General features: G+C 74.8%; 13 protein-coding genes. 6 read left to right on the top strand and 7 right to left on the bottom strand.

Going from position 1 to position 15,257, the window contains the following annotated elements:
* Nucleotides 1-96: 96 nt before the first annotated feature.
* The gene (locus tag BJY14_RS28145; RefSeq protein ID WP_179845595.1) at nt 97-867 is read left to right on the top strand and encodes a transposase family protein; all 771 of its coding nucleotides are present in this window, start codon (nt 97-99) and stop codon (nt 865-867) included.
* A 7-nt stretch (nt 868-874) separates the two neighbouring features.
* On the opposite strand, the gene BJY14_RS28140 is transcribed toward BJY14_RS28145, so the two are convergent.
* The 3 genes from BJY14_RS28140 to BJY14_RS28130 all read right to left on the bottom strand — a co-directional run bounded on the left by BJY14_RS28140 (nt 875) and on the right by BJY14_RS28130 (nt 4,032).
* Nucleotides 875-1,711 carry a helix-turn-helix domain-containing protein gene (locus tag BJY14_RS28140; protein WP_179846355.1) on the bottom strand — a complete coding sequence of 279 codons (837 nt, stop codon included), beginning with the start codon at nt 1,709-1,711 and terminating at the stop codon, nt 875-877.
* A gap of 138 nt (nt 1,712-1,849) precedes the next feature.
* A complete protein-coding gene (locus BJY14_RS28135; RefSeq protein WP_179846354.1) occupies nt 1,850-2,653 on the bottom strand; it encodes an SAM-dependent methyltransferase in 804 nt (267 codons plus the stop codon).
* A gap of 335 nt (nt 2,654-2,988) precedes the next feature.
* Entirely contained in the window at nt 2,989-4,032 is a 1,044-nt protein-coding gene (locus BJY14_RS28130; protein WP_179846353.1) for a PucR family transcriptional regulator, read from the bottom strand.
* A gap of 176 nt (nt 4,033-4,208) precedes the next feature.
* On the opposite strand from BJY14_RS28130, the gene BJY14_RS28125 reads away from it, so the two are divergent.
* Both BJY14_RS28125 and BJY14_RS28120 read left to right on the top strand, forming a co-directional pair.
* Entirely contained in the window at nt 4,209-4,904 is a 696-nt protein-coding gene (locus BJY14_RS28125; protein ID WP_179846352.1) for an SDR family NAD(P)-dependent oxidoreductase, read from the top strand.
* Nucleotides 4,904-5,653 (top strand): SDR family NAD(P)-dependent oxidoreductase, encoded by a 750-nt coding sequence (locus BJY14_RS28120; protein WP_179846351.1) that lies wholly within the window; start codon nt 4,904-4,906, stop codon nt 5,651-5,653. The genes BJY14_RS28125 and BJY14_RS28120 overlap by 1 nt, the downstream gene beginning before the upstream one ends.
* A gap of 6 nt (nt 5,654-5,659) precedes the next feature.
* Here BJY14_RS28120 and BJY14_RS28115 read toward each other — a convergent pair whose 3' ends face one another.
* Both BJY14_RS28115 and BJY14_RS28110 read right to left on the bottom strand, forming a co-directional pair.
* The gene (locus tag BJY14_RS28115) at nt 5,660-8,086 is read right to left on the bottom strand and encodes an ABC transporter permease (RefSeq protein ID WP_179846350.1); all 2,427 of its coding nucleotides are present in this window, start codon (nt 8,084-8,086) and stop codon (nt 5,660-5,662) included.
* Nucleotides 8,086-8,817, bottom strand: coding sequence for an ABC transporter ATP-binding protein (locus tag BJY14_RS28110; RefSeq protein ID WP_218905613.1), 732 nt, complete (start codon nt 8,815-8,817; stop codon nt 8,086-8,088). Before BJY14_RS28110 ends, BJY14_RS28115 begins: the two co-directional genes overlap by 1 nt.
* A gap of 115 nt (nt 8,818-8,932) precedes the next feature.
* Here BJY14_RS28110 and BJY14_RS28105 point away from each other — a divergent pair, with 115 nt between their 5' ends.
* The gene (locus BJY14_RS28105; protein WP_179846349.1) at nt 8,933-9,538 is read left to right on the top strand and encodes a response regulator transcription factor; all 606 of its coding nucleotides are present in this window, start codon (nt 8,933-8,935) and stop codon (nt 9,536-9,538) included.
* Nucleotides 9,539-9,712: 174 nt separating this feature from the next.
* On the opposite strand, the gene BJY14_RS47410 is transcribed toward BJY14_RS28105, so the two are convergent.
* Nucleotides 9,713-11,788 (bottom strand): sensor histidine kinase, encoded by a 2,076-nt coding sequence (locus tag BJY14_RS47410; RefSeq protein WP_218905612.1) that lies wholly within the window; start codon nt 11,786-11,788, stop codon nt 9,713-9,715.
* A gap of 271 nt (nt 11,789-12,059) precedes the next feature.
* Here BJY14_RS47410 and BJY14_RS28095 point away from each other — a divergent pair, with 271 nt between their 5' ends.
* Both BJY14_RS28095 and BJY14_RS28090 read left to right on the top strand, forming a co-directional pair.
* Nucleotides 12,060-12,896 (top strand): class I SAM-dependent methyltransferase, encoded by an 837-nt coding sequence (locus BJY14_RS28095; RefSeq protein ID WP_179846347.1) that lies wholly within the window; start codon nt 12,060-12,062, stop codon nt 12,894-12,896.
* A 130-nt stretch (nt 12,897-13,026) separates the two neighbouring features.
* On the top strand, nt 13,027-13,908 hold the full coding sequence (locus BJY14_RS28090) for a poly(ethylene terephthalate) hydrolase family protein (protein WP_376770018.1): 882 nt from the start codon (nt 13,027-13,029) through the stop codon (nt 13,906-13,908).
* A 6-nt stretch (nt 13,909-13,914) separates the two neighbouring features.
* On the opposite strand, the gene BJY14_RS28085 is transcribed toward BJY14_RS28090, so the two are convergent.
* Nucleotides 13,915-15,171, bottom strand: a complete 1,257-nt coding sequence (locus BJY14_RS28085; protein WP_179846346.1) for a PucR family transcriptional regulator — start codon at nt 15,169-15,171, stop codon at nt 13,915-13,917.
* Nucleotides 15,172-15,257: the final 86 nt, after the last annotated feature.

Genomic DNA, 15,257 nt, shown 5'->3' with positions numbered 1-15,257 from the left:
GCATGATCGCGGACGGCGTGGACGATGCCGGACGTCAAGAAGCCCCTGGTAGGACGGTTGATCTCTCACAACCCCCGTCCCCACCAGAGGCCTCGCATGCTTTTGTACCGTGCTTCGCTGCCTTTGTCGCGTCAGACCCTGACCTACGCCACCGGTGTGGTCCGCCGCCACCGAAGGGCCATCGGCAGCAAGGGCCGGCGCCTACCCCCGGGCATGCAAGCACTGATGACCCTGGTCTACCTGCGTAAGGGCGAGACCTACGCCGAACTGGGCGCCGGATTCGCCGTCTCCACCACCACCGCATGGCGCTACATCAACGAGACCGTCGACGTACTGGCCGCCCACGCGCCCAAACTCGGCGCGGCGCTGGCCAAAGCGGTCAAGGACGGCCTGCCGTACCTGTTGCTGGACGGCACCTTGATCTCGATCGACCGGGTCGCCGCCGACCGGCCCTACTACTCGGGGAAACACCGCCGCCACGGCATGAACCTCCAGGTCATCGCCGCACCGGACGGGAGCCTGCTGTGGGTGTCGGGACCGTTGCGCGGGTCAGTTCACGACCTGGCCGCGGCCAGGATCTGGGGCGTCGTCCGGGCACTGGCCGCCACCGGCCTGCCGGTGCTGGCCGATAAGGCCTACCAGGGCGCCGGCCCGCACATCCTCACGCCCTACAAGGGACGCGACAAGCCCGAACCGCAAAAGGACGCCAACCGTGCACACGCCAGGCTCCGCGGACCCGGCGAACGCGCGAATGCCCAGCTCAAGTCATGGCGCATCCTGCGCAAGCTGCGCTGCTGCCCCCACCGCGCCGGCCGCCTCGCCAAAGCCATCCACACCCTTCAACTCCGCGAGACCGCATCACGTTGAAAAGAGCTCAGTGGTGTTCGATCTCGGCGCGCCGCGTCGGGTAGACGGCATTGTCGGGACGCTCCAGATAGACCATGTCCTGCAGGCCCTGCTGCGGGAACCGGACGAGGGTGAGCGAGCCGTCGCCGGCGATCTGGCCGGAGATGCCGAGGGGCGCGATCTGGATGGTGACGTTCGGACGCCGGCACTGCTCGATGATGTGCAGGATCTGCATGCGCATCGTCGCGGGCGCGCAGACGGGGCGCCACAGCGCCCCCTCGTCGAGCACGACCCAGAGGTTGAGCGGGCGCGGCCTGCGGCGCAGGACGCGCTGGCGCCGCATCCGGAACTCCACGCGCCGCTCGACCTCGGCCTCGTCCTCGGGCCTCGGCCCGCGGACCAGCTCGCGGGCGTAGTCCTCGGTCTGCAGCAGGCCGGGGACGAACTGGGCCTCGAACGTGCGGACCAGCTTGGCGGCCTGTTCGGCGCTGAGGTAGTCGCGGACCCAGCGCGGGACGATGTCGCCGTCGCCGTGCCACCAGGGCCGCGCGCCGGTCTGCTCGGCGAGGGCGAGCAGGGTCGCGCGCTCGTCGGGTTCGGCGCCGTAGCGGTCGAGCAGGCCGCCGACGTCGCCCGGCTTGGCGCGGGTGCGGCCCAGCTCCAGCCGGGCGATCTTCGACTCGGAGGCGCCGACCGCCAGGCCCGCCCTGGGCCGGGACAGCCGGGCCCCCTCCCGCAGTTCCCGCAGCCGCTTGCCGAGCAGCATGCGCGGGACGAACGGGTCGCCCTGCGCGCGGGCCGCACCGGCCGGGGCGCTCCGCGCCGACGGCGGTTTCGTGCTGCCGGTGATCGTGACGGAGGCCAAGGGGGACTCCTCATCGGAAGACGGCATGGACGACCGCTCCGACTATAGTTCACGCTGCGCGTCGGAGATAAGACCGTATGTTACCTACCGTCCCGGCCACGCGGCCCGGACCCCGGAGGCGATTCCCGGCACGGCTCGTCAGGGTTTACGGGCCACCCCGCACCTGGTCGGGAGGCTCTCGCCCTCGATCGGCCCCACCTCGGGCCGCCACGCCCCGCTCGTCACCAGGCCCGGCTCCTCGATCTCCAGACCGTCGAAGTAGCCGCGGATGAACTCGGGACTGCGCAGCCGGAACGGGATCGCGCCGGTCTCGTCGTAGGCGCGCTGCGCCGCGTTGAACCTCTCGTTCTCGTCGGTGGAGTCGTGCAGGATGAGGTAGCTGCCGGACGGCAGCGGGTCCATGAGCCCGCGGACGACGTCGTACGCCTCGTCGGGGTCGACGATGTGCCCCAGCACACCGATGATCATCAGCCCGACGGGCCGGGACAGGTCCAGCAGCTCCGAGGCCCGGTCCATGATCGTCTTCGGGTCGTGCAGGTCGCAGTCGATGTAGGAGGTGCGGCCCTCGTTCATCAGGGCGCGGGCGTGCGCGAGGACGAGCGGGTCGTTGTCGACGTAGACGACCTTGGCGTCGGAGGCGGCGCGCCGGGCCATCTCGTGGGTGTTGTCGACGGTGGGCAGGCCGGTCCCGCAGTCCATGAACTGGCGGATCCCGCGCTCGCGGGCCAGGAACCGGATCGCCCGGTCCATGAAGTAGCGGCCCGCGCGGGCGATCTCCACGATGCCGGGGTAGAGCCCGACGTAGTGGTCGCCGGCGACCCGGTCGATCTCGTAGTTGTCGGTCCCCCCGAGCCAGTAGTTCCAGATCCGCGCCGACTGCGGAACGTCAGTGTTGATCTTGGCGTCCGCTCCCTTTCCCGGGCCCCGGGTGGTATCCGTCATGTCTGACGCTCCTTCCAGCAGGTACGGGCACCTCTCGCGGCAAACTTAGACCCCGCACCCCAAGAGCGGCCGGAAAAGTGGAATTCGGACCTGTCCACCGACCGATTCGGGACGATAATGAATACGCAGGGTGGTCAGAACGCGGAAATCGGCGTTGCGCGTGCGCCTGGTGTGACGAAGGTGATCAACGTGGGCCGGGCCGGCCGACCGGAAATCCACTTTCCCGCTTTGCCGAGATTTCACCGAACCGAGCCGCCTTCATGAATGAAGGCGTTAAATGCCCTAAGAGTGTGCATATCAGGCGATTTGGAACGCGCCCGGCCGGGGAACGGTCCTCAGCGGCCCGCCCAGACGGCGATCGCGAGCGCCACCCGGTCGTCGAACCGCATCGGGTCGCGGCCCGTCAGCGACTCGATCCTGGACAGCCGGTGGCGCAGGGTGTTCGGATGCAGGAACAGGGCCCGCGACGTCGCCCCGACCGCGCCGCCCATGTCCAGGAAGGTGCGCAGCGTCTCGGTGAGGCGGGTGCCGTGCGCGGCGTCGTAGTCGCTCAGCGGCCGGCCGATCTGCTCGACGAACGGGGCCAGCTGGTGCTGCTCCAGGCGGCCCAGGAGGGCCTGGAAGGTGGCGAGGTCGGCGGCGTGCACGACCCCGCCGCTCCGGCGCGCGGCGTCCAGCGCGGTGAGGCTCTCGGCGAGCGAGACCGGCAGGTGCTCCAGCGGGCCCGGGCTCCCGACGCCGGCGGGCTCGCTCCAGGCGTGGGCGTCGTTGGTGACGAGCAGGGCCCTGTCGTCGTCCACGCCGAGGACGCCCGGCAGCTCGTCCTCGGCCGCGCCGTCCATCGCGATCACCAGCAGGGACGCGTGGTCGAGCCCGGCGTCGTCGATCCGGGGGCGCAGCGCCTCGGCGGACGCGAGACCGTCGCGCACCATGCGCAGCAGCCGCCCGGTCTCCTCCCGCTCGTGCCGCTCGTCGCCGGCGGAGGCGAGCCGCTCGGCGAACCACTCGGTGAACCCGAGGAACGGGACCTCCGGCGGCACCTCCAGCAGCGGGAGGCCGACGCGGTCACAGGCGTCGCGCAGCTCTTCGGGGACGGCGTCGGTCACGTCGCCGACGCCGTAGCCGATCGCGCTCGCGCGGCCGGCCTTCACCGAGTCGACGAACGCGGCGCACGCGCCCGCGTCCCGCAGCGACGCGCCGACCGTCAGCACGACCTCGTGCCCGCGCAGGTAGGGGCCGGGGTCGGGCAGTTCGGTGGAGTGCGCCCAGCGGACCGGGCGGTCGAGGCCGTCCTGCCCGGCGACCAGGCGCAGCCGGAAGCGCGGCACCTCGAGGAGCTGCCGGACGGTGGGGTGCGGCAGCGCGGATTCGCTGGTCACAGCCTCACCCTCTCACCCCGTCCGGGCGCCGTCCCGTGCCCGTGACCGTGTTTTGGGCAAGTGCACGAAAGGTCGGGCGCGCCGCGGTGGGTTCGGCCAAGAAATCCCCATGACGCTTGTCACCAGCAGTTATGCCGGGTTTGCCTGGTGCTCTGCGACTGTTGCGAGGTGATCGGATGCGGGGACGGGTCGCGCTCGTCACCGGGGCGGCCGGCGGTGTCGGCTCCACGCTGGTGCGCGAGCTGGCGGGGCGCGGCTGGCGGACGGCGGGGCTCGACCTGCGCCGGGCCCCGGACGCCGACCACTCGGTGAGCGTGGACGTGGCGGAACCCGCGCAGGTGCGCGCGGCCGTCCGGCGGATCGAGCGGGAGCTCGGCCCGATCGAGGCGGCGGTGTTCGCGGCCGGGCACCACGCGATCGTCCCGGTGTCCGACATCGCCTGGCCCGACTGGCGGCGGATGCTGCGGGTGCACCTCGGCGGCGTGGTCAACGTGTGCGCGGCCGTCGTGCCGGGGATGGCCGAGCGCGGCCGGGGCGCCGTGGTGGCGCTCGCCTCGCACCTCGCCGTCGGCGGCGCGAGCGCCGAGGCGCACTACTCGGCGGCCACCGGCGCGGTGATCGGGTTCGTCCGGTCGCTGGCGGCGGAGCTCGGGCCGTCCGGGGTCCGGGTGAACGCGGTGGCGCCCGGCCCGACCGACACGCCGATGCTCCCGCCCGACTCGCCCTGGCGCAGGCCGTCCTACCTGCAGGGCGCTCCCGCCGGCCGGCTGACGTCTCCGGAGGAGGTCGCGCTCGTCGTCGCCTACGTCATCGAGGACGCCACGTTCTGCACCGGCGAGGTCCTCTCCCCGAACGCCGGGACGGTGCTCTGATGACGATCGCGCTGATCACGGGGGCGGCCGGCGGGCTCGGCACGGCCGTGGCGCGCCGGCTCGCGGCCGGCGGCCGCCTGGTCGCCCTGAACGACCTTCCCGGGCGGGACGTGGCCGGGCTCGCCGCCGAGCTGAACGGCGTCGCCGCGCCGGCCGACGTCTCCGATCCGGACGCGGTGACGGCGATGGTGGCCGAGGTCGAGCGCCGCACGGGCGGGCAGATCGCGCTCCTCGTCACCTGCGCGAGCCGGCTGGAGATGGCCCCGTTCACCGGAGCGGAGGATCTCGAAGGCTGGTGGCGGACGATCGACATCGACCTCGGCGGGACGTTCGCGTGCGCGCAGGCCGTCATGCCGGGCATGGTCGAGCGCGGCGGCGGCCGGATGGTGTTCACCGCGTCCGAGTGGGGCGTGATCGGGTGGCCGGACGCGAGCGCCTACTCGGCGTCCAAGGGGGGCGTCATCGCCCTGGCCAAGTCGCTCGGCCTCGAACTGGCCCCGCTCGGCATCGCGGTGAACGCCGTCGCGCCGGGCGCGATCGACACGCCGCTGCTGGAGGTGGACGCGGCGGCCGCGGGGGTGAGCGCCGAGGAGATCCGCGCCCGGTACGCGGCGCAGGCGCCCCTCGGCCGGATCGCGACGCCCGAGGAGGTCGCGGCGGCGGTCGCGTTCCTGGCCGACGAGCGCCTCCCGACCCTCGTCGGCCAGATCCTCCACGTCAACGGGGGCACCACCCGCGCCCGCGCCTGACCGGCGTCACTCGCGGGCGCCGACCGCCTCGGCCGGACGGGCGGCCATGGCGAGGCGCGCGGCGGGGAAGGTCGCGGCCGCGGCGAGCAGGAGGCCCCAGGCGAGGACGCCCAGGTGCCCGAGCGGCGGGACGTACGGAGGGCCGTCCGTCATGCCCGCGCCGAACGCGGTGAGCGTGGCGAGGGCGATCGCGGTGCCGGGGACGGCGGCGATCACGGCGACGGCCAGCGTCTCCCACCCGAGCATCGCCATGACCTGGCGCCGGGTCGTCCCGACCAGGCGCAGCAGCGCGAACTCGCGGGAGCGGCCGGCGGTGGCCATCGCGAGGGTGTTCACCACGGCGATCGCGGTGAACGCGATGATCAGACCCATGGCCACGTAGGCGACCTCCGCGTTCGCGGCCGGGCCGGCCTCGGCGAGCGCGCCCGGGTCCGCGACCGGCAGACCGCGCGGCGGGGCGCCCGCGATCAGCAGCGTGCCGCGGGGGTCGTCGACGTGGGCGGCCAGCAGGTCGCGGTCGACGGTGAGGTCGCCGAAGCCGAGGCCGCGCCCGTAGACCGCGATCACGGTGGGCGCGAACGGCGTGCCGTCGCCCAGGGTGAGCGGCAGCCGGTCGCCTGGCCGGACGCCGAGGCGCCGGGCGGCGGTGGTGCTGACCGCGACCCCGGAGGCGTCCAGGCGGTCGAGGGACCCGGCCCGGACGTCCAGGTCCATGGTGCGGCCGAGGCCCTCCGGCGTGACGCCCTGGACGCCGTAGTTCTCGAGGCCGACCCGGACGGTGCCGTGCAGGACCTCGGTCACGGCGGTCACCCCGGGCGTCCGGCGGATCCGCTCGGCGGTGCCGTGCGGGACCCTGGGACCGGCGGCGTGCGCGGCGACCGTGCCCTCGCGCGCCTGCCGTGTCGCGGCGTGGCCGATCGTCGTCTGCACGAACAGGATCGTCGCGGTGAGCCCGATCATCAGCGTCAGCGGGGTGACCACGGACGCCAGCCGCCGCGCGGCGGCGGCGAGGTTGGCCGCCGCCAGGTGGCCGCCGCCCGGCAGGCCCCGGAGCGGGACCGCGAGCACGGCGATCGCGGCCCGGACCACGGCGGGGCCGAGGAGCGCGACGGCCGCGGTCCAGACGATCGCGGTCAGCATCGTCACCGGACTGGCCGCCGCCTCGGTGTCGAGGTGCGCCAGCAGCACCGTCAGCGCGGCGGCGCCCGCCGCGACGGCCACACCTGCCGCGATCCGGACGGCGCCGAGCCGGGCGCGGCCCGTCGCCGCCTCGCCGAGGGCCTCGACCGGACGGACCCGGGCCGCCCCGCGGGCGGTGATCCGGGCGGCCGCCACCGCGGCCAGGACCGCGGCGAGCGCGGCGGCGAGCGGCGGGAACGGGCCGACGACCAGGTCCAGGTTCGGCGGGAGGGCGCCGAGGCCGCGGAACTCGTCCCGCAGCCGGAACGCCAGGGGCACGCCGGCCGCCGCGCCGAGCGGTCCCGCGAGGAGCCCGACCAGCAGCGCCTCGCCCCCGATCATCCGGCGGACCTGCCGCGGCGTGGCGGCGACCGCCCGCAACAGCGCGATCTCCCGCTCCCGCTGCCGCACCGACAGCGCGAACGTCCCGGACACCACGAGGACGGCGACGAGCAGGCCCGTCCCGCCGAGGGCGCCGCCCATCGAGATGAGCTTGACGCGCGCCTTCTCCGCGCCGAGGAACTCCGCCCGGCCCCGGTCGCCGCCGGTGTGGACGGTCGCCCCGGTGCCGCGCACGGCCGCCTCGACGGCCCCGGCGGGGCCGTGGGCGCCGACGGCGGTGACCATGCCGCCGCGTCCGGACAGGCGGGCCGCCTGAGCCGTCGAGAAGAAGACGGCGCTCTGGTGCGCGAGCGCCTGCCGGGTCACGCCCACGACGCGGTAGGTGCCGGGGGCGGCGGACTCGACCCGCACCGCCGTGCCCGGGCGCAGGCGGTGGTCCCGCGCCGTGGCGGCGTCGACCACGATCTCGTCGTCCGCGGCCGGGGCGCGTCCCTCGCGGAGGGTGAACGGGGTGAGCGCGGCCGACTCCCATCCGTGGCCCCAGGCCTCGCGGCCGTCCTCGGGGGCGCCGATCCCGGCGGGGAACGTCACCTCGGTGACGACGCCCCGGACGCCGTCCGCCGCCCGGACCCTCGCGGCGACGGAGGCGGGCAGCCACACGCGCTCGGCGAGCGGCTTGGCCTTGTGCTTGCGCTTGCCCTTCTTCTTGACGATCACCTTGTGGACGGACTGGTCGCCGGTGACGACGACCGGCGCCCCCGCGTACCGCTCGGGCGCGACCGAGCCGCGCAGGCCGGTGTCGAGCAGGATGCCGCACGCGCAGACCAGGGCGGCCGCGCACAGCAGCGCGGCGAACGCTCCCGCGAAGCCCGCCTTGCGATGGCGCAGCGTGCCGAGCACGATTCCGAGCATCACTTCCACGCCCCCAGCCGGGTCATGCGGGCGGCGACCTTGTCGCTGGACGGAGCGTCCATCGCGTCGACGATCCGTCCGTCCGCCAGGAACAGCACCGTGTCGGCATAGGAGGCGGCAACCGGGTCGTGCGTGACCATCACCACCGTCTGGCCCATGCCGTCCACGGTCTCGCGCAGCAGCGTCAGCACGTCCCGCGCCGTCATCGTGTCGAGCGCGCCCGTGGGCTCGTCCCCGAACACGACGTCCGGGCGCGTCACCAGGGCACGCGCGATCGCGACCCGCTGCTGCTGCCCGCCGGACAGTTGCCCGGGCCGGTGCCCGGTCCGGTCGGCCAGCCCGACACGGGCGACGACCTCGGTGAGCCACGCCTTGTCCGGGCGCGTGCGCGACAGGCGCAGCGGAAGGGTGATGTTCTGCTCCACGGTCAGCGACGGCACCAGGTTGAACGCCTGGAAGACGAAGCCGACGCGCCGCCTGCGCAACTCGGTCAGCTTCGTCTCGTTCATGGAGGACAGCTCGGTGTCCCCGAGCCGGACCGTGCCGGACGTGGGCGTGTCGAGACCGGCGGCGCAGTGCAGGAACGTGCTCTTGCCCGAGCCGGACGGCCCCATCACCGCCGTGAGGCGCCCCCGCGGAAGGGACGCCGTCACCTCTCGCAGCGCCGCCACCGCTCCCCTGCCCCGTCCGTAGACCTTGCTCACCGCGTTCATGCGGACCGCGTCGTTCATGCAGACCAGTCTTGTGACCTGCGCTTCCGGCCACCAGAGAGGAGATCATCGGCCACCCGTGACCTCGTCATGGGTGCGGTCGTGACGCCGTCCCGGCGGCTGGTAGACATAGGCCGTGATCAGGGTGCTCCTCGCCGACGACCACCATGTGGTGCGCGGCGCTCTCGCCGCGCTGCTCGCGCTCGAACCCGACCTCGCGGTGGTCGCCGAGGTCGAGCGCGGGGACGAGGTGCTGGCCGCGGCCCGCTCGTCCCGTCCCGACGTCGCCGTGCTCGACATCGACATGCCGGGGCTGGACGGCCTCGCGGCCGCGGCGGCGCTGCGCGAGGCCGTCCCGGACATCGCGACGCTGGTGCTCACCGGGCACGGCAAGCCCGGTCACCTGCGCCGCGCCCTGACGGCGGGCGTCCGCGGGTTCCTGCTGAAGACGGCGCCGCCGGACGAGCTCGCCGCCGGGATCCGCAAGGTCGCCGCCGGGGAGCGCGTCCTCGACCCGAACCTCGCGCTCACCGCCTGGGACCTCGCCGACAACCCGCTGACCCCGCGCGAGACGGACGTGCTGCGGCTCGCGGCGGAGGGCGCGGAGGCCCCGGAGATCGCCGGGCGCCTCCACCTGTCGGCCGGGACGGTGCGCAACTACCTGACGGCCGCCGTCACCAAGCTCAACGCCCGCAACCGCACCGACGCCGCACGCATCGCACGCGAGGCGGGCTGGCTCTAGCCTGTATTTTCACAGTCCCGGCCCACTTCGCTCGCCTGGCGGCTCGCTACGTGACCGGGCCTGGGGGAACGCGGCATCGCTTCGCGATCTGCCCGGCTCCGCTCGCCTCCGGCTTCGCTCCACCGGCCAGGTCACGCGTTCGCGCGCGTGGCCGAGGCCCCTTCGAGACAGGCTCTAGCCGACTCTTGCCTCCAGGCGGAAGCGTCCCTCGCCGTCGGCGCGGGCGGTCAGCGTTCCGCCTGCCGAGGCGAGCCGGGTGGTCAGGTTCCCGATCCCGGCGCCGGGGGCGGTCCGGGGAGCCGCCGGGTCGAGGCCGTCGTTCTCCACGACCAGCCAGACGGTGTCGCCGTCCCGTCCGGTCGTGATGGTGCAGCGGGTGGCGGCGCTGTGCCGGAGCACGTTGGTCACCGCCTCGCGCAGGACCGTGCCGAGCACCGCCGACACGGGCCCGTCCAGGACCGGGTGCCCGAGGACGGTCTCGACCTCGACCCCGGCGGCCGCCAGCACCGACCGCGCCGACGCCGCCTCACCGTCCAGCGCGAGATCGGCGTCGCCGCCGGTCGCGGTGCGCAGGTCCGCGCGGGCCTGCTCGGCCATGCCGACGACCTCGGCGAGCTCCGCGCGGGAGCGGTCCGGGTCCGCCTCGGCGAGCCGGCGGGCCAGCTCGCACTTGAGCAGGATCGCGGCCAGGCTGTGCCCCAGCAGGTCGTGCAGGTCGCGGGCGGCGCGCAGCCGCTCCTGGACGGTCGCCGCCCGCGCCAGCTCGTCCCCGGCAGCCCGCAGGTCCCGCACCAGCCGCGCCAGCCGGACGAGCCCGAACACCACCAGCCCCGTCACCAGCGTGCTGATCACGTAGTTGGCGACGGCCGCCGTGCCGAGCCCGAGCGCCCGCGCGGCGACGCCGGTCGCCGCCATGCACGCCGCCACCAGCGGAACGGCGGCCCAGGCCGGGAGCCCGACCAGGAACGTCCCGGCGAGGAACCCGGCGACGCCCAGCCACGCCTTCCCGAAGACGGCGAGGGGAGCGAAGCAGATCACCGCCAGGACCGGCGGCCACCACCGGGGCCGCCCGCGCCCGGCCCAGAGCAGCTGCACCGCCGAGATCAGCGCCAGCCCCGCGGCGGCGGCCGGCCACAGCGGCCCCCAGGGAACCAGCAGCAGCCCCTTCACGGAGAACCCCGCCAGGACCGCCGCCAGCAGCGCGAGCGAGAGCCGGTACGCCGTCCGGTCGGGCAGGCTCACCGCGCGCTCCCCCGCCGCGACGGCGGCCTCCACCGCGAACCGGCCGTCCCCGTCCAGCCCGGTCGCGAAGGTCCCGCCCGCCGCGCGCACCCGTCCGGCCGCCGCCTCCAGCCCGTCCGCGCCGCGCTCGGCCGTCCGGACGCCGTCGTTGACCACGCGCAGCCCGACGAGGCCGCCCCGCTCCGACGTCGCGATCAGGCAGGTGCGCGCGGAACCGGCGCGCACCACGTCCGTGACCGCCTCGCGCAGCACCGTCGCCAGCAGCGCACCGGCCGGGCCGAGCGGCTCGCGGTGCCCCTCGCGCACCTCGGCCCGGACGTCCGCGGCCTCCAGCAGCGCCCGCGCCGCCGCCATCTCCGGGGCGAGCGACATGCTCCGCAGGCCGGCCGCGGCGGTGCGCGCCCTGTTCAGCGACTCCCTGGCCACCGCCAGCACGTCCGCGACGTCCTCCGGCCGGTCCAGCGCGCGGCGGCTGCCCGCCGAGATCGCCCGCAGGCCGTCGCCGAGCCCGCCGTCCAGCTCCGCCGCGATCCGGAGCCGCTCCCGTTCCACGGCCGCCACGGTGAGGGGCAGCCGGGCCGCCGCGACGTCGTCCGCCCGGTCCGCCAGCCGCACCAGCCCGTAGACCACGAGCCCGGTCAGCAGGCAGCTGATCGTGACGTCGGCGCTCGCGCCGCCGCGCAGGGCGTCCGCGAGCGCCGCGCTCGCCAGGACGCACGCGGCGGCCGGCCAGGCGCCCGCGAGCAGCAGCGTCCCGACGACGAAGCCGAGGATCCCGGCCGACGTCCCGAACGCGATGACGCCCGTGTAGGCGGCCGCCGCCTGCGCCGCCAGGCCCCAGCCACCGCGCCGCCTCCGCCACCGCGGCACGACCTGGACGAACTGGGCCAGCAGGACCACCACCACGAGGGCGGTCGCCGCCGCCGCCCGCGCGGCGCCCTCCGTCCGCGAGGGGGCCGCCAGCGCGTACACGCCCGCGAACGCGGCGAGCACCACCCCGACGATCACCCGTGCCGACCGCGGCCCCGGTACCGCCCCTGCCACCCGTCCCCCGCTTCCCGGCCCCCGTCTCCCGTTCTGAGGGCCGCCGTCCCCGCCGCCCGCGCCCGCGAGTCCGGGCCACGGCGGCGGGTGCCAGGGTACGAGCCGGTACGGGCGGTTTCGAACCCCGCGGGCGGCACCGAAACCGCAATGCCGCATTTATCGATAATTTATTTTGTTCTGATATGCTGATAATTGTCTGCCGTAAGCTCCCTTTCGATCGAGAAAGGGAGCGGAAATGAACGAGGCGGAACCCAGCCCGACGGCGCTTTCCTCGGCGGCGGCGCGGGCGGCGCATCTCGTCGCCGACGGCGCGCCGGCGGTGTTCGAGGACGCGGTCGCGCCCCGGCTGGTCGGCGCGCTCGCCGCCGAGATGATCGGCTACCACCGCACGCACGGCGACCACATCATCCTGGCCGGCACCAGGGCGATCACGACGGTGCGCAGCCGGTACACCGAGCGGAGGATCGGCCCGCACGGCCAGTACGTCGTCCTCGGGGCGGGGCTCGACACCTACGGGTACCGCGCCGATCCCGGAGTCCGCGTCTTCGAGGTCGACCGCCCGGCGACGCAGGAATGGAAGAAAGGGCTGCTGGAGGCGGCCGGAATACCGGTTCCGGAGAACGTCGTCTTCGTGCCCGTCGACTTCGAGACCGAAGACCCCGTGGAAAGGCTGGCCTCCGCCGGGCTCGACCTCGGGCGGACCGCGCTCGTCGGCTGGCTCGGCGTCAGCTACTACCTCACCCGGGCCGCCGTCGCGAGGACCCTGGAGGCGATCGCCCAGCTGGCGCCCGGCAGCGAGCTCGTCCTGGACTACGCCCTCCCGGACGGCCTGCGGGACGCCGAGGGCGACGCGTACGCGGAGATCGCCGCGCGGGTCGTCCGGGAGCGCGGCGAGCCCCAGCGCTCCCTGTTCGCGCCCGCCGAGATCGACGCGCTGCTGGCCGTCCACGGGTTCGAGGTCGCCGAGAACGTGACCGTGCGGGACGCCGTCCCGGCGCGCCTGTGGCGGCGGGACGACGCGCTGCGGCCGTTCGACTTCTTCCGGCTGGTCAGGGCGACCGTCACGGGATGACCGGCGATTTCGCCGATGCCCGGGAGCGTGGCCCGCGTCACAATGTGCGCGCCCGGAGCCGGTCACCCGGCTCCGCCCCGCTTCCGGAGCCGGGTGACCGGCTCCGCTCCCAGGAACAGGAGCGATCCACGTGTCCTCCCCCACCCCCCGCGCGGCGAAGACCGTGCTCGCCGCGGTGCTGACCGCGGCGGCCCTCACCGCCCCCCAGGCCGTGCAGAGCGCACAGGCCGCCGACAACCCCTACGAGCGCGGACCCGCACCGACGCAGCAGAGCATCGAGGCGGCGCGCGGCCCGTTCGCGACGGCCCAGACGAGCGTCCCGGCCTCGGCCGTCTCCGGCTTCGGCGGCGGGACGATCTACTACCCGACCAGCACCGCCGAGGGCACCTTCGGCGCGGTCGCGGTGGCGCCCGGCTTCACCGCCGACCAGAGCAGCATGGCCTGGTACGGCCCGCGGCTCGCCTCGCAGGGCTTCGTCATCTTCACGATCAACACCCTCAGCCGGTACGACCAGCCGGACAGCCGCGCCCGGCAACTCGGGGCGGCGCTGGACTACCTCACGCGGAGCAGCGGGGTGCGGAGCCGGATCGACGCGACCAGGCTCGGCGTGATGGGGCACTCGATGGGCGGCGGCGGGTCGCTGGAGGCCTCCGAGGACCGCCCGCAGTTGCAGGCCGCGATCCCGCTGACGCCGTGGGACACCCAGAAGAACTTCTCGGACGTGCGCGTCCCCACCATGATCATCGGCGCGCAGTCCGACGCGGTCGCCCCGGTGTCCTCGCACGCCGAGCCGTTCTACGAGAGCATCCCGGCGTCGTCGGAGAAGGCGTACCTGGAGCTGGCGGGCGCCGGCCACACCGCCCCCAACAGCTCGAACACGACGATCGCGAAGTACAGCATCTCCTGGCTCAAGCGGTACATCGACAACGACACCCGCTACGACCAGTTCCTGTGCCCCGCGCCCCGCGCGTCCACCATCTCCGAGTACCGGGACACCTGCCCCAACTCCTGACCCCGCTCACCGGACGGGCCGCCCGCCTCCCCGCGCGGGCGGCCCCTCGGCGTGCGGGCCGGGCGCGCCGTCCCCGGAGCCGTGCAGCCGCAGCGCGCTCAGCGCGAGGACGAGCTCGACCAGGTCGCCGGGCCGGGCGAGGGTCCGCCCGGTGAGCCGCTCGATCCTGCGGAGCCGGTTGAGGACGGTGTTGCGGTGGCAGAACAGCCGGTCGGCCGCGCGGGCCGCGGAGCCGTCGCACTCCAGCCAGGTCTCCAGCGTCGTCAGCAGGGCGTCCCGGAACCCGGGGTCGACGCCGCCGAGCCCGCCGAGCGCGACCTCCCCGAGGCGCCCGGCGAGGCGCGGCTGCGACAGCACGAGGGCGTCGGGGAGGCGGCGGTCCAGGCGGGCGATCTGGTTGCCGGGGCCGCGGCAGGTCCGCAGCGCCAGCTCGGCGAACCAGCGGGCGCCGCCCAGTTCGGCGAGGCTGCCGACGACCGGGCTCACGCCCGCGTGCGACCGGGCGTACGGCCGGACGGCGTCGACGAGTGCGTCGAGCTCGGCGGCGCCGAGCGCGACCAGCGCGACCTGGGCGTCGGTGCGCAGCCGCCAGATGAACCGCATCCCGCCGGTGTCGCCGGGCCGCCGGTTCACGCCGTCCCCGAAGCCGCCCTCCGCGCCGAGCATCACCACGGCGTAGCGGCCGGTCGCGGGCAGCCCGAGGACGGACGTGGCGGTCGCGAGCAGCCCGCCGTCGGCGCCCTGCCCCTCCAGGAGCGCGTCCACGATCGCCTGGACCCGCTCCTCGCTGCGCCGCGCGAGGTCGAGCTCGGTGCGGTGGTAGGCGGCGGCCGCCGCCCCGGACTGCTGGTCGATCGTGTCCCAGGTGCGGGTCGCCTGCCGGATCAGCGCCGCGACGTTCTCCGGGTCGTGCCGGCCGACGACCTCGACGACGGCCTCCCAGAACACCCGCCCGGCGAGCCGGTAGGAGCGCAGCAGCTGGTCGAGCGGCTGCCCCTGGTGCGCGCGCCGCTGCCCGAGCCGCCGCGCCCACTCCAGGTCGGCGCGGCCCCGGTCCGGGTCCAGGATCGTCTTGAAGCCGTGCCCGAGCCCGGTATGGCACATCTCCCACACGTCGTGGCGGAACGCGTCGTCGCGGTCGCCGCGGTCACCGGACAGGATCTCGGCGGTGAGCCGGTCGGCGAGGTCGGGCAGCCGGTCCGCGAGCCGCAGCACCGCCTTGCGCATGATCGTGCGATCGGCGTCCACCTGGCCGACGTTCATCGCGGGCCACCTCCAGCACTGGCGCTCCCGCACAACGCGGGGGCCTCATCGTGCCACCCGCGGCGGCGCACGGGCCAACGAGGGAC

The sequence above is a fragment of the Actinomadura luteofluorescens genome (assembly GCF_013409365.1).
In the GTDB taxonomy this organism is placed as follows: Bacteria; Actinomycetota; Actinomycetes; order Streptosporangiales; family Streptosporangiaceae; genus Spirillospora; species Spirillospora luteofluorescens.
The sequence above is the reverse complement of the archived record's forward strand: the minus strand, read 5'-3'. Positions and strand labels throughout refer to the sequence as shown.